This is a genomic window from Oerskovia sp. 140933 (genome assembly GCF_059651515.1).
Genome location: NZ_JAMXIO010000007.1, coordinates 66,420 through 85,703, shown reverse-complemented (window position 1 = coordinate 85,703; position 19,284 = coordinate 66,420). Strand labels below are relative to the sequence as shown.

General features: G+C 72.1%; 18 protein-coding genes. 15 read left to right on the top strand and 3 right to left on the bottom strand.

The annotated features are described in order from the left end of the window. The first annotated feature begins 35 nt into the window (after nt 1-35). From NHG27_RS05970 to NHG27_RS05955, 4 genes are all read left to right on the top strand, one after another. On the top strand, nt 36-1,046 hold the full coding sequence (locus NHG27_RS05970) for a carbohydrate ABC transporter permease (RefSeq protein WP_497015135.1): 1,011 nt from the start codon (nt 36-38) through the stop codon (nt 1,044-1,046). Then, nucleotides 1,043-1,987 (top strand): carbohydrate ABC transporter permease, encoded by a 945-nt coding sequence (locus tag NHG27_RS05965; protein WP_497015134.1) that lies wholly within the window; start codon nt 1,043-1,045, stop codon nt 1,985-1,987. Before NHG27_RS05970 ends, NHG27_RS05965 begins: the two co-directional genes overlap by 4 nt. Nucleotides 1,988-2,041: 54 nt before the next feature. Then, the gene (locus tag NHG27_RS05960) at nt 2,042-3,370 is read left to right on the top strand and encodes an extracellular solute-binding protein (protein ID WP_497015133.1); all 1,329 of its coding nucleotides are present in this window, start codon (nt 2,042-2,044) and stop codon (nt 3,368-3,370) included. Between the two features lie 81 nt (nt 3,371-3,451). Further along, nucleotides 3,452-5,233 carry a glycoside hydrolase family 35 protein gene (locus NHG27_RS05955; protein ID WP_497015130.1) on the top strand — a complete coding sequence of 594 codons (1,782 nt, stop codon included), beginning with the start codon at nt 3,452-3,454 and terminating at the stop codon, nt 5,231-5,233. 17 nt (nt 5,234-5,250) lie between these two features. On the opposite strand, the gene NHG27_RS05950 is transcribed toward NHG27_RS05955, so the two are convergent. Then, complete coding sequence (locus NHG27_RS05950) at nt 5,251-6,303, bottom strand: LacI family DNA-binding transcriptional regulator (protein ID WP_497015127.1); 1,053 nt, start codon at nt 6,301-6,303, stop codon at nt 5,251-5,253. Nucleotides 6,304-6,396: 93 nt separating this feature from the next. Here NHG27_RS05950 and NHG27_RS05945 point away from each other — a divergent pair, with 93 nt between their 5' ends. Then, nucleotides 6,397-8,619, top strand: coding sequence for an alpha-galactosidase (locus NHG27_RS05945; RefSeq protein ID WP_497015124.1), 2,223 nt, complete (start codon nt 6,397-6,399; stop codon nt 8,617-8,619). After that, nucleotides 8,616-9,461, top strand: a complete 846-nt coding sequence (locus tag NHG27_RS05940) for an EamA family transporter (RefSeq protein ID WP_497015120.1) — start codon at nt 8,616-8,618, stop codon at nt 9,459-9,461. Before NHG27_RS05945 ends, NHG27_RS05940 begins: the two co-directional genes overlap by 4 nt. Nucleotides 9,462-9,473: 12 nt before the next feature. On the opposite strand, the gene NHG27_RS05935 is transcribed toward NHG27_RS05940, so the two are convergent. Continuing rightward, nucleotides 9,474-10,055: a prepilin peptidase gene (locus tag NHG27_RS05935; RefSeq protein WP_497015118.1), complete on the bottom strand. Its 582-nt coding sequence runs from the start codon at nt 10,053-10,055 to the stop codon at nt 9,474-9,476. Between the two features lie 47 nt (nt 10,056-10,102). Next, nucleotides 10,103-10,447: a DUF192 domain-containing protein gene (locus NHG27_RS05930; protein ID WP_497015114.1), complete on the bottom strand. Its 345-nt coding sequence runs from the start codon at nt 10,445-10,447 to the stop codon at nt 10,103-10,105. A 182-nt stretch (nt 10,448-10,629) separates the two neighbouring features. Between NHG27_RS05930 and NHG27_RS05925 the strand changes: the two genes are divergently transcribed. Genes NHG27_RS05925 through NHG27_RS05885 form a run of 9 tightly spaced genes read left to right on the top strand, consistent with a single transcriptional unit; the run spans nt 10,630 to nt 19,207 of the window. After that, nucleotides 10,630-11,442, top strand: a complete 813-nt coding sequence (locus NHG27_RS05925; protein WP_497015112.1) for a hypothetical protein — start codon at nt 10,630-10,632, stop codon at nt 11,440-11,442. Between the two features lie 35 nt (nt 11,443-11,477). After that, the gene (gene cpaB, locus NHG27_RS05920; protein WP_227748030.1) at nt 11,478-12,164 is read left to right on the top strand and encodes a Flp pilus assembly protein CpaB; all 687 of its coding nucleotides are present in this window, start codon (nt 11,478-11,480) and stop codon (nt 12,162-12,164) included. Next, a complete protein-coding gene (locus tag NHG27_RS05915) occupies nt 12,164-13,774 on the top strand; it encodes a CpaE/TadZ family protein (protein ID WP_497015108.1) in 1,611 nt (536 codons plus the stop codon). The genes cpaB and NHG27_RS05915 overlap by 1 nt, the downstream gene beginning before the upstream one ends. Further along, nucleotides 13,771-14,103: a TadE/TadG family type IV pilus assembly protein gene (locus NHG27_RS05910; protein ID WP_193718385.1), complete on the top strand. Its 333-nt coding sequence runs from the start codon at nt 13,771-13,773 to the stop codon at nt 14,101-14,103. The genes NHG27_RS05915 and NHG27_RS05910 overlap by 4 nt, the downstream gene beginning before the upstream one ends. Beyond that, complete coding sequence (locus NHG27_RS05905; RefSeq protein WP_193718386.1) at nt 14,100-15,449, top strand: TadA family conjugal transfer-associated ATPase; 1,350 nt, start codon at nt 14,100-14,102, stop codon at nt 15,447-15,449. The genes NHG27_RS05910 and NHG27_RS05905 overlap by 4 nt, the downstream gene beginning before the upstream one ends. Further along, a complete protein-coding gene (locus tag NHG27_RS05900) occupies nt 15,446-16,372 on the top strand; it encodes a type II secretion system F family protein (RefSeq protein WP_497015105.1) in 927 nt (308 codons plus the stop codon). The genes NHG27_RS05905 and NHG27_RS05900 overlap by 4 nt, the downstream gene beginning before the upstream one ends. Continuing rightward, complete coding sequence (locus NHG27_RS05895; protein WP_497015101.1) at nt 16,369-17,277, top strand: type II secretion system F family protein; 909 nt, start codon at nt 16,369-16,371, stop codon at nt 17,275-17,277. Before NHG27_RS05900 ends, NHG27_RS05895 begins: the two co-directional genes overlap by 4 nt. Then, nucleotides 17,277-18,533: a sensor histidine kinase gene (locus NHG27_RS05890; protein WP_497015097.1), complete on the top strand. Its 1,257-nt coding sequence runs from the start codon at nt 17,277-17,279 to the stop codon at nt 18,531-18,533. The genes NHG27_RS05895 and NHG27_RS05890 overlap by 1 nt, the downstream gene beginning before the upstream one ends. Beyond that, nucleotides 18,530-19,207: a response regulator transcription factor gene (locus NHG27_RS05885; protein WP_497015091.1), complete on the top strand. Its 678-nt coding sequence runs from the start codon at nt 18,530-18,532 to the stop codon at nt 19,205-19,207. Before NHG27_RS05890 ends, NHG27_RS05885 begins: the two co-directional genes overlap by 4 nt. Nucleotides 19,208-19,284 lie beyond the last annotated feature (77 nt).

The following is a 19,284-nucleotide window of genomic DNA, read 5'->3' as shown; positions in this document are numbered from 1 at the left end:
GGAACGCAAACACCCACGAAGGAGTGCGGTCGCGAATGTCGAAGAAGTCAATCGTCCACGAGGCGGGGAGCGGGTTGCTCGTCGCCGCCGGTCGGGCGCATGCCGGGCCGTCCGTCGAGGGGTCGGCCGCAGCCGCCGCGCACCCGGCCGCGGGCACGAGGGCGCCACGGCGCCGGGTGCGCCGGGACTGGGCCGGATGGTGGTTCGTCGGGCCGTTCATGCTCGTGTTCGCGCTCGTCTTCCTCGCGCCGCTCTTCTACGCGATCTACCTCAGCCTCTTCCGCGAGACGCTCCTGGGCGGCAACTCCTTCGTCGGCGTCGCGAACTACGCGCAGGCGCTGGCCGACCCGAAGTTCTGGGGCGCCATGGGGAGGGTCGCAGCCTTCCTGCTCGTGCAGGTGCCGATCATGCTGCTGCTGGCGATGTTCGCCGCGCTCGCCCTGGACAGTGCCCGACTGCGCTGGGTGCCGTTCTACCGGCTCTCGATCTTCCTGCCGTACGCCGTGCCCGGCGTCGTCGCCGTCATGATCTGGGGCTACATGTACGGCTCGCAGTTCGGCCTCGTCGCCGACCTGAACCACTTCTTCGGGATCGAGCTGCCCTCACCTCTCGCGTCGAACCTGATCCTGGTCTCGATCGGCAACATCGTGACGTGGGAGTTCGTGGGCTACAACATGCTCATCTTCTTCTCCGCGCTGAAGTCCGTGCCCCAGGAGCTCTACGAGGCAGCCGAGATCGACGGCGCCGGCACGTTCCGGACGATCTTCTCGATCAAGCTCCCGTCGATCCGCGGAGCGATCGTCATCGCCACGGTCTTCTCGGTCATCGGCAGCTTCCAGCTCTTCAACGAGCCGTCGATCCTCCAGACCCTCGCGCCGAACTCGATCCCGTCGTACTACACGCCGAACCTGTACGCATTCAACCTGTCGTTCGCCGGCTCCCAGTTCAACTACGCCGCCGCGATCGCCATCATCTCGGGAGTCATCACCATGGTCGTGGCCTACCTCGTCCAGCTCGGCGGCGAGAAGAAGGGGGCCGGGGCATGAGCGCCGTCGGGACCCGGCACGGCTCGGGCCGCACGCCGAGCCGCCTCGCGAGCGGTCGGCTGCCGGGGCGCGGCGCACGAGGCACCACGGCGAGGCCGCGGCACAAGCGCCCGTCGCTCACGCTCGGCATCCTCATGACGCTGATGCTGCTGTACTGCCTCGTCCCGCTGTGGTGGCTGCTCGTGAACTCGACCAAGACGATGGACTCGCTCTACAGCTCGTTCGCGTTCTGGTTCAGCGGCGAGTTCTCGCTCTTCCAGAACATCGCCGACACCTTCACCTACCAGGACGGCATCTTCCTGCGCTGGCTCATGAACACGCTGTTCTACGTCGTGATCGGTGCCGGAGGAGCCACCCTGCTCGCGACCCTCGCGGGCTACGGCCTCGCGAAGTACAGCTTCCCCGGCCGCCGGTGGGTGTTCGCGATCATCCTCGGCGCGATGGCCATCCCGGGCACCGCGCTCGCGGTCCCGCAGTTCCTGCTCTTCAGCGGGCTCGGCCTGACGAACACGCCGTGGTCGGTGATCATCCCGTCGATGGTGAGCGCCTTCGGTCTCTACCTCGTGTGGGTCTACGCCAGGGACGCGATCCCCGACGAGCTGCTCGAGGCGGCACGGCTCGACGGCGCCGGAGAGATCCGCATCTTCTTCGTGATCGCCCTGCGACAGCTCGCCCCGGCGCTGATCACGGTCCTGATGTTCGCGGTCGTCGCGACCTGGAACAACTACTTCCTGCCGCTGATCATGCTCAGCGACGCGCAGTGGTACCCGCTCCCGGTCGGGCTGGCGCAGTGGTCCGCACAGGCGAGCTCCGTCGGCGGGCAGGCCATCCCGAACCTCGTCATCACGGGGTCCCTGCTGACCGTCATCCCCATCTCCGCGGCGTTCCTCTACCTGCAGCGTTACTGGCAGTCGGGGTTGACCGCCGGGAGCGTCAAGTAGTCCGGCCCGACCGGTATCAGAAACTCACCTACCAACCGCAAAGGAACCACCTCAATGAAGAGAATCTCCACTCGCCGGTGGGAGCGGCTCGGCGCCGCCGTCGGCGCCGGCGCACTGCTCGTCGGAACGCTCGCGGGCTGCGGGAGCGGCACCGCCGGGACGGACAGCGGCTCGACCGACACCGACGCCGCGCTGGCCGAGGACGTCACCCTCACGTGGTGGACCTGGTCGGACGACACCCAGGTGATCGCGGACGGCGTCTCCGAGAAGTTCCCGAACGTCACGTTCGACGTCGTCAAGCTCGAGAACCCGGACGCCGTGGTCACCAAGCTGCAGAACGCCGTCAAGGCGGGCAAGGGAGCGCCCGACCTGGTGCCGGTCGAGTACCAGACCCTGCCGCAGCTGACCCTCGGGAAGGCGCTCGCCGACCTGGAGGGGTACGGCCTCGGGTCGTACGAGGACGCGTTCACGGCCTCCACGTGGAACGCCGTGAACGTGCAGGACAAGCTCGTCGCGCTCCCCATGGACTCCGGTCCGATGGTCATGATCTACAACAAGGACATGTACGACAAGGCCGGAGTGACGGCCGCACCGACGACGTGGGACGAGTTCGCGGCTGCGTCCGCGGCGATCCGCGCGGCGGACCCCGAGGCCTACATCGCGAACAGCGGCGACGCCGGCTTCTTCACCAGCATGATCTGGGCCTCGGGCGGCCAGCCGTTCCGGACCGACGGTGAGGACGTCACGATCGACCTGCAGGACGAGGGCACCAAGAAGTTCGCCGACTTCTGGGGCGAACGGCTCACCGCCGGAGAGCTCTCCGGGCTCGCGACCTGGTCGGACGAGTGGTCCAAGGCGCTCACCCAGGACAAGCTGGGGACGCTCCTCATGGGCTCCTGGATGATCAGCGGGATGGACGACTACGGTCCCGCGGGCAAGTGGCGCGTCGCACCGATCCCCACCTGGGACGGCAAGGCCGCCTCGGCGGAGAACGGCGGCAGCGCGCTCGCCGTCACCGAGCAGAGCACGAAGAAGGCCGCCGCGGCCGGGGTGCTCAAGTACCTCGCCGAGGGCGAGGGGCGTGCGCTGCTGAACACGACGGGCTTCCCGTCGACGGTCGACGACCTCAGCGCCCCCGAGTTCCTCGACCACCCGTTCGACGCCTACGCGGGTCAGCCCGCGAACGAGGTCGGCGCGGCGTCGGCGGAGTCGGTCGTCCCCGGCTGGCAGTACCTGCCGTACCAGGGGTACGCCAACAACGTCTTCGGGGACTCCGTCGGCAAGGCGCTCGGCTCGGACGGCGACCTCAACGCGGCGCTCCTCGAGTGGCAGGACACGCTCGTCGCGTTCGGCAACGAGCAGGGGTTCAGCGTCAACAAGTAGCAGCGACTGCACCATTCCGCGGGGCGGTCGCCGGCTCGGTGACCGCCCCGCGGGCCATTCCTCGACACAACAGGATGATGCATGCCCAGCTTCGCCATCGGTGAGACAGACTTCCTTCTCGACGCTGCGCCGTTCCGGGTCCTCGCGGGCGCGATCCACTACTTCCGGGTCCACCCCGACCAGTGGGCCGACCGGATCCGCAAGGCCCGCCTCATGGGGCTCAACACGATCGAGACCTACGTGCCGTGGAACGAGCACTCGCCCGTGCGGGGCGAGTTCCGCGCCGACGAGCAGCTCGACCTCGGCCGCTTCCTCGACCTCGTCCGCGCCGAGGGCATGTACGCCGTCGTGCGCCCGGGCCCGTACATCTGCGCCGAGTGGCACGACGGCGGACTGCCCGCGTGGCTCGTCGCGGACACGTCGCTGACGCTGCGCTCGAGCGACCCGGCCTACCTCGCGGCGATCGCGGAGTACCTCGACGAGGTCTACGCGATCGTCCGACCGCGACAGGTCCAGCACGACGGCCCGGTGATCCTCGTGCAGATCGAGAACGAGTACGGGGCCTACGGGGCGGACCACGACTACCTGCGGGAGCTGACCTCGATGACCCGCGCACGGGGAATCGACGTGCCGTTGACCACGGTCGACCAGCCGACCGACGAGATGCTCACCAACGGTGGGCTCGCCGAGCTCCACCGCACGGCCTCGTTCGGTTCGCGGGCGACCGAGCGGCTCGCCGTCCTGCGTCGGCACCAGCCCCGCGGCCCGCTGATGTGCTCGGAGTTCTGGTGCGGCTGGTTCGACAGCTGGGGCGAGATCCACCACACGGCCTCCGCGGAGGAGTCGGCGCGCGAGCTCGACGACATGCTCGCTGCAGGAGCCTCGGTCAACGTCTACATGTTCCACGGCGGCACGAACTTCGGGTTCACGAACGGTGCCAACGACAAGGGCACCTATCGTCCCATCGCGACCTCGTACGACTACGACGCACCGCTCGCCGAGGACGGCACGCCGACCGAGAAGTACTGGCGCTTCCGCGAGGTGATCGCGAAGTACGCGCCCGTGCCCGAGGAGCGACCGGAGGAACGGATCGACGCCCCCGTGCTCGAGGTGGAGCTCGACCGCAGCGTGCCGCTCTGGTCCGTCCCGGTGATCGACCCACGACGCTTCGACCACCTGCCCGACGCGACCGAGCTGGGCTCCGCGCGCGGGTTCACCTGGTACTCGGCCCGCGTCGAGCACGGGGGCCTGCTCGCGTTCGCCGAGGTGCGCGACCGCGCCCAGGTCTTCCTGGACGGTGCGCTGGTGGGCACGCTCGACCGCGAGCTCCACGAACGGCTGCTTCCCCTGCCCTGGGACGCCAGGGGGGAGCTCACGGTGCTCGTCGAGAACCTCGGCGGGGTGAACTACGGTCCCCGGCTGGGAGAGGTCAAGGGGCTCGTCGGACCGGCCACCCTCGACGGCACCGAGATCGTCGAGTGGACCGCGGGACGCGTCCGGCTCGACGACCTCGACCCGGTCAGGGATGCGCTCGCGTGCGCCTCGGCCGGACGCGCGGGATCCGACCGTCCGACGGCTCCGGGGCCCGCGGTCAGCGGACCGGCGTTCGCCCGGGGCACGTTCGTGCTCGACGGACCCGCCGATCTCCACCTCGACCTGCACGGCTGGGGCAAGGGCGTCGTCTGGGTGAACGGCTTCAACCTCGGCCGCTACTGGAGCCGCGGGCCGCAGCGGACCTCGTACGTCCCGGCGCCCGTGACCCGGGCGGGGGAGAACGAGGTGATCGTCCTCGAGACCATCGGGGCCCTGGCGGCCACCGCGCGGTTCGTGGCGCGCCCCGAGCTGGGCCCGACGGAGGCGTGACGGCGGTGCGCGGGGGGCTACGCGCCGCGGACGGGGCCCGTGCTGTCGCGGACGACGAGCCGGGTCGGGATGAGGATCTTGTGCTTCTCGCTCGGTCGGCCGTCGATCAGCGAGAGCAGGAGCCTCGTCGCGTGGCGGCCGACGTCGTCGAAGTTCTGGTGCACGGTCGTCAGGGCCGGCCAGTACGACGCCGCGTCGTCCGTGTCGTCGAAGCCGACCACGCTGACGTCCGCGGGGACGCCCCAGCCGCGCTCGTGGATCGCGTGCATCGCGCCGAGGGCCATCTGGTCGTTGCCGGCGAACACCGCGGTGGGCGGCTGCTCGGACGCGAGGAGCTCGCGGGTGAGCTCGCGCCCCGAGCTCGCGGTCCAGTCGCCGACGAGCACCGGGCGCGCCGGCAGGCCGGCCTCGGTCATGACCTGCCGGTACGCGGCGGCACGGCGCTTGGCGGAGAACGAGGTCGGCGGTCCGGAGATGTGCACGATGTCGCGGTGCCCGAGGTCGAGCAGGTGCTGCAGGGCGATGTGAGCACCCTGCTCCTGATCGGTGTCGACGATCGTGTAGGGCAGGTTGGCGTCGGAGTCGACGATCACGACCGGGAGCCCCGCGGTGAGCTTCAGCTCGTCGAGGGACTCCACCTCGGCCGACATCACGAGGATGATGCCGTCGACGGCCTGCTCCTCGAGCCGGCTGAAGGCGCCGGCCACGTCGAGCTGGGTCGGGGCGTTGACCGGCAGCAGCGTGGTCGTGTACCCGGCGGCCTCGGACGCTTCCGCGATGGCGTTGAGCGTGCGCTCGGTACCGAGCGTGGCGAGGTTGAACGTCACGAACCCGATGCTGCGGAACCTGCCCGACTTCAGGTTGCGGGCCGCGCTGTTGGGGCGGTACCCGAGCGCCTGCATCGAGGCCTTGACCCGTTCGCGGGTCGCGGGCCGGACGTTCGCCTGGCCGTTCGCGACGCGCGAGACGGTCTGCGCCGAGACGCCGGCGTGCCGGGCGACGTCGTTGATCGACGCGCGCGGTCGGGGGGGAGTGTCGGCTCCCGACGAAGTGCTCGTTGAAGACTCCATGATGACGCAAACACTAGCGGATGCGGCTCGGCCCGTCCCGCGTCGTCCCGAAAGACTCCACGCTCCAGCTCCTCACCCACAGAGAGGTCCCCGATGACCATCGACCGACCAGGCCACGGCCTGATCCTGCGCTCCGGCGGAGTCGCGCTCGCCCTCGACCTGACCGGCGACGCCCTGCCCTCCGTCGTGCACTGGGGCGCCGACTGCGGTGCCCTCGACGAGCGCGGGTTCGACGCGCTGCGGCGGACCGCGGTCCTGCCGGTCGGCGCGAGCGAGGTCGACGTGCCGGTGCTGGTCGCGATCCTGCCCGAGCACTCGCGAGGGTGGATGGGCCGACCGGGCCTCAGCGGGTCGCGTGCAGGCAGCGCCTGGTCGCCGCGCTGGCGCAGGACCTCGGCACGGCTCGACGGCGACGAGCTGTTCGCGCCCGGTGCCCCCACCGTCGTCGACCGCGCGGCCGGCACGCTCGTGGCGACCGCGGTCGACGACGACGCCGAGCTCGCCCTGGTGCTCACGGTCGAGCTCTCGGCGGCCGGGGTGGTGCGGGTGCGCGCCGAGATCGAGAACACGGGCGAGGGCCCCTACCAGCTCGACGAGCTGCTGCTGAGCCTGCCCACCCCGCCCGTGGCGAGCGAGATCCTCGACCTGGCGGGCCGGTGGGGCGGCGAGCGGGCACCGCAGCGCAGCACCGTGACGGTCGGGGCGCACCGGCGCGAGGGGCGCCGGGGGCGGACCGGGCTCGACGCGGCGACCGTGCTCTCGGTCGGCACACCCGGGTTCGGGTTCGGCCACGGCGAGGTCTGGGGCGTGCACACCGGCTGGTCGGGCAACCACGTCCACCAGGTCGAACGGGTGCTGAGCGGCGAGCAGCTGCTCGGTGGCGGCGAGCTGCTCCTGCCGGGCGAGGTGCGCCTCGCCCGCGGCGAGCGGTACACGAGCCCGTGGGTCCACGGCATCTACGGGGCCGGCCTGGACGACGCGGCGCGACGGACGCACCGGCACCTGCGCGCTCGCCCTCAGCACCCTCGTTCGCCGCGTCCCGTCACGCTCAACGTGTGGGAGGCCGTCTACTTCGCGCACGACGTCGACGTCCTGCGCGACCTCGCTGATCGCGCGGCCGAGATCGGCGTCGAACGCTTCGTGCTCGACGACGGCTGGTTCGGCGGGCGTCGTGACGACCGCGCCGGCCTGGGCGACTGGTTCGTCTCGCCGGACGTGTGGCCCCAGGGACTGCACCCCCTCGTCGACCACGTGCGCGGGCTGGGCATGCAGTTCGGGCTCTGGTTCGAGCCCGAGATGGTCAACGTCGACTCGGACCTCGCGCGAGCGCACCCCGAGTGGATCATGGCGACCGGCGGCCGGCTGCCCGTGGAGTCGCGCCACCAGCAGGTCCTGGACCTCGGGATCCCGGAGTGCTACGCCCACGTCCGCGACGCGATGTGCGCGGTCCTCGACGAGTACGACATCGCGTACGTCAAGTGGGACCACAACCGCGACCTCGTCGACGCGGGCACCGGTCCGGCGGGACGACCAGGCGTGCACGAGCAGACCCTCTCCTTCTACCGGCTCGTCGACGAGCTGAGGTCCCGGTACCCGGGCCTGGAGATCGAGTCGTGCTCGTCGGGCGGTGGGCGCGTCGACCTCGGGGTGCTCGAGCGCACCGACCGCATCTGGGCGTCCGACGACAACGACCCGCTCGAACGTCAGCAGATCAACCGGTGGACGGGCCAGCTCGTGCCGCCCGAGCTCGTCGGCGCCCATGTCGCGTCGGGGGCCTCCCACACGACGGGCAGGGTCCAGGAGCTGTCGTTCCGCGCCATCACCGCGCTGTTCGGGCACCTGGGTGTCGAGTGGGACCTGCGCTCGGCGAGCGCCGCCGAGCTCGCCGAGCTCGGGGAGTGGATCGCGTTCCACAAGGAGCACCGGGGGCTGCTGCACGGCGGTGACCTCGTGCGCCTCGACCACCCGGACGCCTCGCTCGCCCTCCACGGTGTCGTGGCGCCCGACCGTGCGGAGGGACTGTACTCGTACGTCTCGCTCACGCGGGCAGCCGTGGCGAGCCCGGGACGCATCCGGCTCCCCGGGCTCGACGCCGGGGCGACCTACCGCGTCGAGCCCGTCCGCGTCGGCGGGGTCCCGCACGGAGCCGACCCCGCGCCGTGGTGGGGCGACGGGCCGGTCTTCCTGAGCGGCGCCGTCCTCGCGACGGCCGGCGTCGTGATGCCCGCGCTGCGTCCTGAGCAGGCCGTGCTGATCCGCGCGGTCCGCACGGAGCCGGGCTCCGGCGTCGGGGTGGCACCGGGCCTCGCACGGTGACCGGGTCGGTCGTCCTCGTCGTCCTCGGGGCCGCGCTCCTGCACGGCACCTGGAACGCGATCGCCAAGGCGATACCTGCCCGTCTGGTCTCCTCGACGCTGATCGCGCTGGTGTACCTCGTCGTCGGGGGGATCGGCTGCCTGGTGCTGCCGCTCCCCGACCGGGCGGCCTGGCCGTACCTGCTCGTCTCGGCCGCCGTGCAGACGCTCTATCTCCTGCTGCTCACGGCGGCCTACGCGAGGTCGGAGTTCGGCAGCGCCTACCCCCTCACGCGGGGCATCGCGGTGCTGGGCATCACCCTCGTCTCGACGACCTTCCTGGGCGAGGTGATGACCCCGGTGCAGCTCGCGGGCGTGGCGGTCGTCGCGCTGGCGCTGCTCGCGCTGGCGTGGACGCCCGCGGCGCGCGCGAGGACCGGGGGCACGCTCATCTCGGTCGTGGTCGGCCTCACCATCACGGCGTACTCGGTGCTCGACGGCGTCGGGGTGCGCCTCTCGGGGGAGCCGCTCGGCTATGCGGCCTGGCTGTTCCTGCTCCAGGGGGTCTCGATCCCGGTCACGTGCCTGGTGCTGGCACGTGACCGGAAGGCGTTCGTGCGCGGGCTGCGCAGCCACGCGCGGATGGGAGCGCTCGGCGGTGCGCTCTCGCTCGTCGCCTACACGATCGTCGTCTGGGCCCAGTCGATCGCGCCGCTCGCGGTCGTCTCCGCGCTGCGGGAGACGGGGGTGCTCGCCGCCGGAGCGATCGGCTACCTGGTGTTCCGGGAGCCGCTCAGCGCCCGGCGGGTCACGGCGACGGTCTGCGCGGTGGTGGGCATCGTGGCGATCCGGCTCGGTACGTGAGGCCCCCGGGGGTCAGGCGAGCAGCCCCAGCCGCGCCCCCGTGAGGGCCAGCGCTGCGCCCACCAGCATGTACGGGCCGAACGCGATCGCGGTCGTGCGCGACGCGCGTCGCGAGGCGAGCAGCGCCACGGCGGCCAGCCCTCCCACGAGGAACGGGACGAGCGCGACGCCCCACAGGACGGGCCACCCGTACCAGGCGCCGACGGCGCCCAGGATCCCCGCGAGCTTGACGTCGCCGAACCCGAGGCCGGCCGGGTTGACGAGGTGCAGCGCCAGGTAGGCCCCGCCGAGTGCGAGACCGCCGAGCGCGGCGCGCAGCAGGGCGTCGAACGCGCCGTCGGCCAGTGCCGCGACGGTGAGCAGGACGGCCACGACCGCGGCCGTCGGGCCGACGATCGCGTCCGGGAGGCGGTGCGTCGAGGCGTCGATCGCGAAGAGCGCCGTGCTCGCGACGGCGAGGACGACGAGCGTGGGGGTGGACCAGCCCGGACCGCTCGCCCAGACGGCCCAGACCGCGGCAGGCACGGCGGCCACGAGGACGGGGGTGCGGTACGGGGTGATCTCGCTGATCGCGCGACGGAGCGTCGAGGGCATGCGCGAACAGTACGCGGACGCGTCGACGGCTCGCGCCGCAGCCCGCGTCAGCCGACCGCGACCCTGCTCCCGACCGCGAGACCCCACCGCTCGAACGACGACGCGGGGGCCTCGAGCACGGCCGCGACACCGTGCCGGGGCCGGGTCATGCCCCACGGGCGCAGACGGTGCACCGCGAGGACGCGGTACCCGGGGTCGAGCAGGGCGACGTCGAGGGGGACGCGCATCCATGCGCCGTGCACCGAGGTGCACGGCCGGAGCAGCAGAGCGTCGGGAATCGTGCCGCGAAACAAGAGCCCTCGGGCCCGATTTATCCATGTTTCAGCTATTTCGAGCGAAGAAACCGTTCTGTCGTCGACGAGCAGGAAGGTCGAAGGGCCACTCTGTGACACGGGTTTTCCTTTCGTGGCATTCGCTTCTATGCTCGGCGCCGCCGTGGTGCTTGCCCGGGCGCACGAAATTCTCGCAGTGTGCCGGTGGCGGTCGCCGAGGGTCGCGACGCGATGCGATGCGTGCAGCGGGCGAATCTCGCGCACCGGCAGGAACAGAAATACTCATGGAGCCAGGGGAGCCTATGTCACGCGCAACGGTGTGCGCCTTCGTCCCGTCCCAGCCCGAGCTCGTCGACCGCCTCCGCAACGATCGCCTCGTGGTCCCGGACACGAAGGACCTGCGCGGCTGGGTCGAGCGTCTCCAGGACACCGGTCCCGTGGTGATCGTCGGGGAGCAGCGGCACGAGCGCCCGCTCCTGAGCGCCGCCGCCGCCCTGTCCGACGCCGGGCTGTCGGTCGCGACGCGCCTGCTGCCGCACGGCCCCGCCGCGGTCGTGCTCGTGGCGCGCGAGGCCGCCTACGCCCCCGTCGACGCGGGGGTGGTCCCGGCGCTGGTCGACGCGATCGCCGCCGAGACGTGGAGCGGGGCCTGGACCGCGAGCGTCGTGGGGCTGACCTCGCCGGCTCCGTCCCTGGGCCAGCACGTCGCCTCCTGGTTCCGCCCGCGGCACGGGTTCGTCGTCACCCTGAGCGAGGCGTCCGGCCGCGCGGTCGCGAGCGCGCGAGCGACCCGCCCTCGCACGGGCCAGGGCTGGCCGGTCCTCACGGTCGCCCACGGGCAGGCGCCGGACGGCGCCCGCGCGGACCTCCTGCGCACCGTCGGCGCGAGCGAGACCGTCGCGCCCGACTGGCTCGTGCTGGACCCCGTCGAGCGGTTCGGGACGCCGCGCGCGCTCGAGGCCGCAGCGCTCCCCGCGAACAGCGCCGCCCTGCTCTCGGCCCTCGGCCCCGTCACCGGCGAGTGCACGGTCTGCGGGTCCTCGCTGCTCGAGAAGTTCTGCCCGTACTGCCGGGTCGCACCGGTCCTGATGAGCTCAGCTGGAGGCACCCTGTGAACCCACGGCAGCGAAGAGGCGTTCTCTTCATCCTGTTGGCCGCACTGATGGCGGTCGTCGTCTTCGCGGCCGTCGCCCTCTACGTGGGCAGCGTCAGCTCGCGGGTCGGGGCGCTGGTGACCGTGTACCGCTCGGCAGAGGCCCTGCCCGCCTACAGCGAGGTCACGGAGGCGTCGCTCGTCGCGGAGGAGGTCCCCCGGCGATGGGTCTCCGACAACGCGATGCTCGACCAGGAGGCGCTCCTCGGCCGTCGGATCGGCGTGAACCTCGACGAGGGCACGATGATCACCTCGGACCTGCTCGTCCCGCCCTCGGACCTCGACGCCGACGAGCGTGAGCTCGCGATCAACGTCGACGCGGTCACGGGCCTCGCCGGCCGCGTGGTCCCGGGCGACTACGTCGACGTGTACGCCGTGTTCGGCGACGTCCCCGGGCTGCCCAAGCAGGTGCAGGTGCTCGTGCGCAGCGTGCGGGTCGTGTCCGTCGCCGGCAGCCAGGTCCAGGTCGACGAGGAGAGCGCCACGGGACAGCAGACCGTGATCCCCGTGACCCTCGCACTCAAGCCCAACGACGCCCTCGCCGTGACCTACGCGGCCGCCTTCGCCCAGGAGGTCCGGCTCGTCGGGCTGCCCACCGGCAGCGCGGAGGACCGCACCGGTGAGCTCGACGACCTCGACGCCGGCGACCTCGGCGGCACCGCCATCCCAGAAGGAGACCGCTGATGCCCGGAACCGTCGTCATCGCGTGCGCCGACCAGTCGCTCGCCTACGAGCTGCGGTCGCAGCTCGCCGAGGTCGGTGACGTCGAGGTGGTGGGTCTCGCGGAGACCACGACCGAGCTCGTCGAGATGGTCACCACGCACGAGCCCAACGCGGTCCTCGTGCACGACCAGATCGGTCCCCTGTCGGTGCACGAGGTCGTCCGTGACCTCGGTGTGCGCCGCCCCGCGACCGTGTCGGTCGTCGTGGCGAGCGACCCCGACCCCGAGGTCCTCGCGGCGGCCATGGACGCCGGGGCCCGCGGCGTGCTCACCTACCCGCTGTCGTTCGACGCGGTCCAGCAGCGGGTCCAGAACGCGCTCGAGTGGTCCCGTCAGATGGAGGCCATGCTCGACGCGACCCGCGCGGGCGGCACGAGCGCACGGGGCCGGGCGACCGTCGTCGTCGCGACCGGGTCGAAGGGAGGCGTCGGGACGACGGCGCTCCTCACGCACCTGGCCTGGGACCTGCGCCGCAGGACGCCGGACCTCAAGGTCGCGGTGGTCGACGCGGACCTCGAGAAGGGGGACCTCACGAGCTACCTCCCCGCGGCGTACCGGACCTCGATCGCGGACCTGGCCAAGGTCGCCGAGGACCTGTCGCCGCGCACGGTCGCCGACGCGATGTTCGAGCACGAGTCCGGGCTGCACCTCCTGCTCCCGCCCGAGGACGTCCGCGAGGTCGAGTTCGTGACCCCCACCGCGGTCCGCCAGATCGTCTACCTGCTGCGCCAGCAGTACGACCTGGTCCTCGTGGACGCCGGGTCGCACGTGACGCCCGTCCAGGTCGCGCTCGTCGAGATCGCCGACGAGGTCGTGCAGGTCGTCACCCCGGACCTCGTGAGCCTGCGCGGCCTGCGACGGGACCTGGGCTGGTGGGAGTCGTTCGGCGCCCGCAAGCCCGACGCCGTCAAGGTGCTCGTCAACCGTCGCTCGAAGGGTGACGAGATCCAGTTCGACGCCGTCCGCCAGCTCTCTCCCGCGCCCGTCCTCCAGACGACGGTCCCGCACCTCGGCCGCCGCCTCGAGGCGGCGGTCAACACGCGGTCGCCCGGCCTCGTGGAGGACCAGGGCTGGTGGAGCGCGCTCCGTGCGCTCGCCGGAGAGCTCCGTGTGGACCGTGCGCTCGCGCAGGACGACGACGCTCCCGCCGCAGCCCGGCCGCCCCGCGAGGCCCGGACGGCTCGTGCCCCCCGGCGCGCGGCGCGGGCCGGCGCCCGGGAACGCGGATCGGCGTCGATCGAGATGCTCGGCACGCTTCCGGTCCTGCTGCTGGTCGCGGTCGTCCTGGTGCAGCTCGCCACAGCCGGCCTGACCTACGTGTGGACGGGCCACGCGGCCTCCCTCGCCGCCAGGGCCGCGGCCGTCGACCCGTGGGACGGAGCCGGTGCCCGGGCGCTGGCCCTCGAGGACATCCCCTCCGGGGTCACCGACGACATGAGGATCGCCCTGTCAGGACAGGGGAACGGGACGGTCGACGTGTCCGTCACGACGAACGTCCCGCTCCTCGCGCCCGGCCTCCTGCCGACGCCCTGGACGCTCACGGTCGAGCGACAGGTGGTGACCGAGCCGTGAGGCGCGACAAGGAGCGAGGAAGCTCGACGATCGAGATCCTCGGCATGCTGCCGGTCGTCGTCGTGACGCTCTTCGTGCTGCTCCAGCTGTGCGCCTTCACATGGGCGGTCGCCGGTGCCAACCAGGCCGTGCGGGACGGGGCGCGTGCCAAGAGCCTCGACCGGCCCGTCGCGGCCGCGGTCGAGGCGTCGCTCCCCAGCGGGCTGAGCGTGCACAGCCTCCGGGTCGAGGGGGAGCGGGTCGTCCTCCAGGTCGAGGTGCCGAGGATCGCGGTGTTCCCCTCCATGACCGTCCAGCGTGAGGCGACCATGCCGGGGACGATCTCGTGAGGGGCGGGTTCGCCGAGTGGAGCTCGGCCCGCCCCGCGGCGACCACCACGTCGTCGAGCCGGAGCGACCTCGACGAGGGGCTCGTCGCGCTCTTCCGCGGCAAGCTGCTCGAGGAGGTCGACCTGCACGAGCTCGGGCGCCTCGACGCGGCCCAGCGCAGGATCCGGCTCGAACGGGTCGTGGCGCACCTCGTCTCGACCGAGGGGGTCATCCTCACGACCCGTGAGCGCAACGCGCTCATCCGCCGTGTCGTCGACGAGTCCGTCGGTCTCGGCGTCCTCGAACCGCTCCTCGCGGACGAGACGGTCTCGGAGATCATGATCAACGGGCACGACACGATCTACGTCGAGCGGTTCGGCCAGGTCGAGCGCGCGGCTGCGGCCTTCACCTCGGAGGAGCAGCTCCGGCAGACGATCGACCGCATCGTGTCGACCGTCAACCGCCGTGTCGACGAGTCGAGCCCCATGGTCGACGCCCGGCTTCCCCCGGACGAGCGGATGCCGCGCGGCGCCCGTGTCCACGTGGTCCTGCCCCCGCTCGCCCTCGACGGCCCGACGGTCACGATCCGTCTCTTCCCCAAGGCGTACGGCCTCGACGAGCTGCTCAACCGTCAGAGCCTCGACCAGCGCACCGCCGACCTGCTCGCGGCGTGCGTCCGGGCTCGGCTGAACATCGTCGTCTCGGGTGGTACGTCGTCCGGGAAGACGACGCTGCTCAATGCGCTGTCGGCCTTCATCCAGCCCCGGCAGCGCATCATCACGATCGAGGACGCCGCCGAGCTCTCGCTCTCGCAGGAGCACGTGGTGCGCCTCGAGACCAGACCGGCGAACGTCGAGGGCCGTGGCGCCGTCACCATCCGTGACCTCGTCCGCAACGCCCTGCGCATGCGTCCCGACCGGGTCATCGTCGGTGAGGTCCGCGGCGGCGAGGCCCTCGACATGCTGCAGGCGATGAACACCGGGCACGAGGGATCGCTCGCGACCGTCCACGCGAACACCACGGTCGACGCGCTCATCCGGCTCGAGACGCTGGCGTCGATGAGCGACGTCGAGGTCCCGTTCCACGCGCTGCGCGACCAGGTGAACAACGCGGTCGACATCGTCGTGCAGCTCCTGCGCGGGTCCGACGGCACCCGTCGGGTCGTGGCGGTCGACTGGGTCGCGTCGCGGCACCGGGAGGACTTCCGGGTCGAGCCGCTCATGCGCTGGGACCCCGAGGCCGTGAACGACCGCGGCGGACGCGGACGCTTCGTGGTCCACGACGTGCCGTCCCGGGTGCTCGACCGGCTGCGGATCGCGGGGGAGACCGCGGTGGTCGAGGACGCCCTGCAGAGGAGCGCGCGATGATCCTCCTCGTCCTGTTCGTCCTCACGTGCGCGCTGTGCGCCTTCCTCGTGGCGGGCCTCGTGGACCTCGCGGCCGTGTCCTTCCGTCGGCGGGCGCTCGTCGCCGCGCTCGACTCGGGGGACAGCGCGACGCTCACCGGGCGGATCGACCAGTGGGACCGCTACTTCCGCAGGACCCCGCCGGGACGATGGGTCGAGCGCCAGCTCGTGCTGGCGGGCGAGGAGGACCGTCGGCCGCTGACCGTGGGTTCGGTGGCGGTCGCCGGCGGCCTCGCCGTCGGCTGGGTCCTCGCGATCGGCCTCGCCCCGTTGTTCGGGCTCCTGGGGATCGCGGCCGTGGTCGGGGGCATCCGGTGGTGGCTGGGGCGTGCGCGGGAGCGGCGCCGCGAGCAGTTCGTCGCGCAGATGCCCGAGCTCGCGCGCGTGCTCTCCAACGCCACGAGCGCGGGCCTGTCCATCGCCGGTGCGATCGCCGTCGCCGCCGCCGAGCTGCAGGCCCCCGCGGGCCCGGAGCTCGCGCGCGTCGCGTCGAGGATGCGCTTCGGGGCGAGCCTCGACAGCGCGATGGACGACCTCGAGGAGCGCGTCCCGTCCCGGGAGGTCGCCGTCCTCGTCTCGACCCTCCTCGTGAGCGCACGCTCGGGCGGGTCGCTCGTCTCGGCGTTGCGCGACATCGCCGAGACGCTCGAGGAGCGCAAGGAGACGCGCAGGGAGATCATGACGACGCTCGCACAGTCCACGGCGACCGGGTACATGGTCATCGTGCTGGGCTTCGGGCTGCTGTTCCTGCTCAACATGATCCAGCCGGGCACGGTCGACGCCATGCTGGCGAGCTGGTCGGGCCGGGCCGCGCTCCTGGTCGCCAGCTCGCTGTTCGTCGCCGGGTTCCTGCTGATCCGTCGGATGACGAGGTTCGACGGGTGACGGGCGCGCTCGTGCTCGTGACCGCGGCCCTGGCCGCCGCGGCGGTGGTCCTCCTGCTCGTGGGCCTGAGGGAGGTCCGGTCGGACGCGCTGGACATCCTGCACGTCGACGACCTCGAGCTCCTCCGCAAGGAGCAGCGTCGGCGTGCCCAGGGCGAGGGACCTCTGGCAAGGATCGCCAGGGGGCAGGTGCCCCGGCTGCGCAGGGTCCTCGGCGCGCGTCGGGTCGAGGGGCTCCAGCGCCGGATCGACGAGGCAGGGCGTCCGGGCGGCCTCACGGTCGACGGTTTCCTCCAGGAGTGCGCCACGTGGGGCCTGATCATCTCGCCCCTGGTGCTCCTGTTCGTCCTCCAGGGCAGCTTCCTGTACGTGCCGCTGTGCCTCGCCGTGCCTGTCCTGCTGCCGATGGGGCGCGTCGCGGGTGCGCAGCGCAAGCGCCGGGAGCAGATGGACCGCGACCTCCCGGACTTCCTCGACGTGCTCGCGGTCACGGTCATGGCCGGGGTGAACTTCCGGGCCGCTCTGGCGCGGGTGTCCTCACGGTTCGAGGGCCCGCTGGCCGACGAGGTCATGCTCACGCTCCACCAGATCGCCAACGGCGCCTCGGTGCGCGACGCGTTCGACGACATGCGCCGACGGTCCTCGTCGGAGTCGGTCGCACAGTTCGTCTCGGCCCTGCTCCAGTCCCAGGAGCTCGGCGCACCGCTGGCCGAGTCGCTCCGGCAGATCGCCGACGACGTCCGCCGGGCCTCGGCGCAGCGGCAGCGCCAGGCGGCTGCGAAGACGGCACCGCGCGTGACGCTCGTGACCTCCGTGGTCCTGCTCCCCGCGGCGATGATCCTGATCGTCGTGGGTCTGGTCCTGGGCATGGACGTGGACTTCGGGTCCTTGCTGGGAAGCATCTGATGCGCACGGGCACCGTCTGGCAGGACGAGTTCAGCCGACGGCTGCTGGGCATCGCCATGCTCGTCCGCCTGATCTCGATCCTCATGGCCTTCGTCGGGCTGGTCGGGGAGCCCCTGACCGCGACGGTGCTCGCGTGCTCCTTGGCGATGAGCGGGGCGAGCCTGGCGCTGCTGCTCTCTCCCGCGGTCGCGTCGTTCGTCGCCCGCCACCCGTTCGTGTGCGTGACCGACGTGCTCCTGTCGCTCGCCGTGGTCGCGCTCGTGGGCGTCGAGAGCCCGCTCGTGATCGCGACCATGTCGTCGGCGCTCGTGGTGGGGTTCCTGTTCCGTCCCGTGATCGCGTCGGCGTGCGGCATCGTCCTGGTCGCCGGGTACCTCCTCGCGGCGGTGGTCGGCGACTTCGGCGAGCTCGGTTTCATGACGGCCATGGGGGTGCCGACCCTGTACGTGGGGCTGATCGTCGTCGGCGGCGCCGTGCGGCACGCGCACGACGCGCAGGCGGAGGCGGTGCGTCTGGTCGCGGAGGCGAGGTTCGCCTCGGCCTCGGCCGACGAGCGGGCACGGCTCGCCCGGGAGATGCACGACTCGCTCGGCAAGACGCTGCACGGGATCTCGCTCGGCGCGGAGGCGCTGCCCCGCATCCTGGCGCGCGACCCCGGCGCGGCCACGTACTACGCGACCGCGCTCGCGGACGGCGCCGAGCGCGCGGCGCAGGAGGCTCGCCAGATCCTGGTCCGGCTGCGGGCGGACCAGCCGGACAGGCCGCTCGTCGAGGTCCTGCGGGAGCGGTGCGCCGCCTGGGAGCAGGAGACGGGGGTGACGTGCACTTTCACGGTCGACGGGTTCGTCGACATCTCGACGGATGCGCGCTACGAGCTGCTGGCGATCGTCGAGGAGGCGCTCGAGAACGCTCGCCGTCACGCCGAGGCGAACCGGCTGGTCGTGCGTCTCGTGGGGCGTGACGGTCGGGTCGGCGTCGAGGTCGAGGACGACGGACGTGGCTTCGTCCCCGCACCGGACGGGACCAGCCCACCGAGGCACTACGGGCTGACGGGCATGGCGGAGCGGGCGCGGGTCGCGGGTCTCGAGCTGACGATCCGCTCGGCACCGGCCCGTGGGACCACCGTGAGCGTGGGCCTGGCGGCCGCGGGTGGTGGCGCCACCGCGGCTGCCGACGGGTACCCGGGCCCGCTGCCCACGCCTCTCGCTCCCCAGGGTGCCGGTGCGAAGGTGGCGTCGGCCGGAGCGCGCGGATGAGCGCCCAGGACGTGGACGCGCGCTCGACCACGGGGACGGTGTCGGTCGGGATCGTGGACGACAACCCGGTCGTCAGGATGGGGCTGCGGGCGATCGTCGAGGCGTCCGAGGCCCTCACCTTCGTCGGCGAGGCGGGCGACGGCGAGGCGGCGATCGCGATGGTCCGCGGCTGCCGGCCGGACGTCACGCTCCTCGACGTCCGGATGCCCCGCCGGGACGGGATCGAGGTCCTCGTGGCGATTCGCGACGTGACCTCGGTGCTGATGCTGACCTACTCGGACAGCCCGGACGTGGTGCGGGCAGCCCTGGCCGAGGGGGCCCTCGGGTACCTCGTGCACGGGCACTTCACGGCGACCGGCCTGGAGCGGTCGATCCTCATGGTGGACGACGGCGCCTTCCCCCTCTCGGCACCGGCGGTGGCCGCGATGCGGTCGACGCTCGCGGTGGCACCGGCCCGGGAGGTCGGCAGGCCGGACTTCGGGCTCTCCGCCCGGGAGGCGGAGGTGGCCACCCTCCTGGCAGAGGGTTGCACCAACCCGGAGATCGCCGCGCGGCTGTTCGTGGCCGAGAAGACCGTGAAGAACCACATCAACAGCGTGTTCGCCAAGATGCAGGTGCGCAACCGGTCGGAGGCGATCCTGGCGTGGCTGGGCCCGTGGGACCGCGATGATTAGGCCCAGGTCTGGGCCCCTGGGCCCGGGCCGAGCGCAGGGTGGCCTCCGTAGGGTTCGTGGAGTCGTGAACGGTGATG

Coding starts and splice junctions, on each gene's coding strand:
- NHG27_RS05960 (WP_497015133.1), top strand. CDS start 2,042: ATGAAGAGAATCTCCACTCGCCGGTGGGAGCGGCTCGGCGCCGCCGTC.
- NHG27_RS05890 (WP_497015097.1), top strand. CDS start 17,277: ATGCGCACGGGCACCGTCTGGCAGGACGAGTTCAGCCGACGGCTGCTG.
- NHG27_RS05915 (WP_497015108.1), top strand. CDS start 12,164: ATGCCCGGAACCGTCGTCATCGCGTGCGCCGACCAGTCGCTCGCCTAC.
- NHG27_RS05925 (WP_497015112.1), top strand. CDS start 10,630: ATGTCACGCGCAACGGTGTGCGCCTTCGTCCCGTCCCAGCCCGAGCTC.
- NHG27_RS05885 (WP_497015091.1), top strand. CDS start 18,530: ATGAGCGCCCAGGACGTGGACGCGCGCTCGACCACGGGGACGGTGTCG.
- NHG27_RS05970 (WP_497015135.1), top strand. CDS start 36: ATGTCGAAGAAGTCAATCGTCCACGAGGCGGGGAGCGGGTTGCTCGTC.
- NHG27_RS05965 (WP_497015134.1), top strand. CDS start 1,043: ATGAGCGCCGTCGGGACCCGGCACGGCTCGGGCCGCACGCCGAGCCGC.
- NHG27_RS05945 (WP_497015124.1), top strand. CDS start 6,397: ATGACCATCGACCGACCAGGCCACGGCCTGATCCTGCGCTCCGGCGGA.
- NHG27_RS05935 (WP_497015118.1), bottom strand. CDS start 10,055: ATGCCCTCGACGCTCCGTCGCGCGATCAGCGAGATCACCCCGTACCGC.
- NHG27_RS05950 (WP_497015127.1), bottom strand. CDS start 6,303: ATGGAGTCTTCAACGAGCACTTCGTCGGGAGCCGACACTCCCCCCCGA.
- NHG27_RS05955 (WP_497015130.1), top strand. CDS start 3,452: ATGCCCAGCTTCGCCATCGGTGAGACAGACTTCCTTCTCGACGCTGCG.
- NHG27_RS05900 (WP_497015105.1), top strand. CDS start 15,446: ATGATCCTCCTCGTCCTGTTCGTCCTCACGTGCGCGCTGTGCGCCTTC.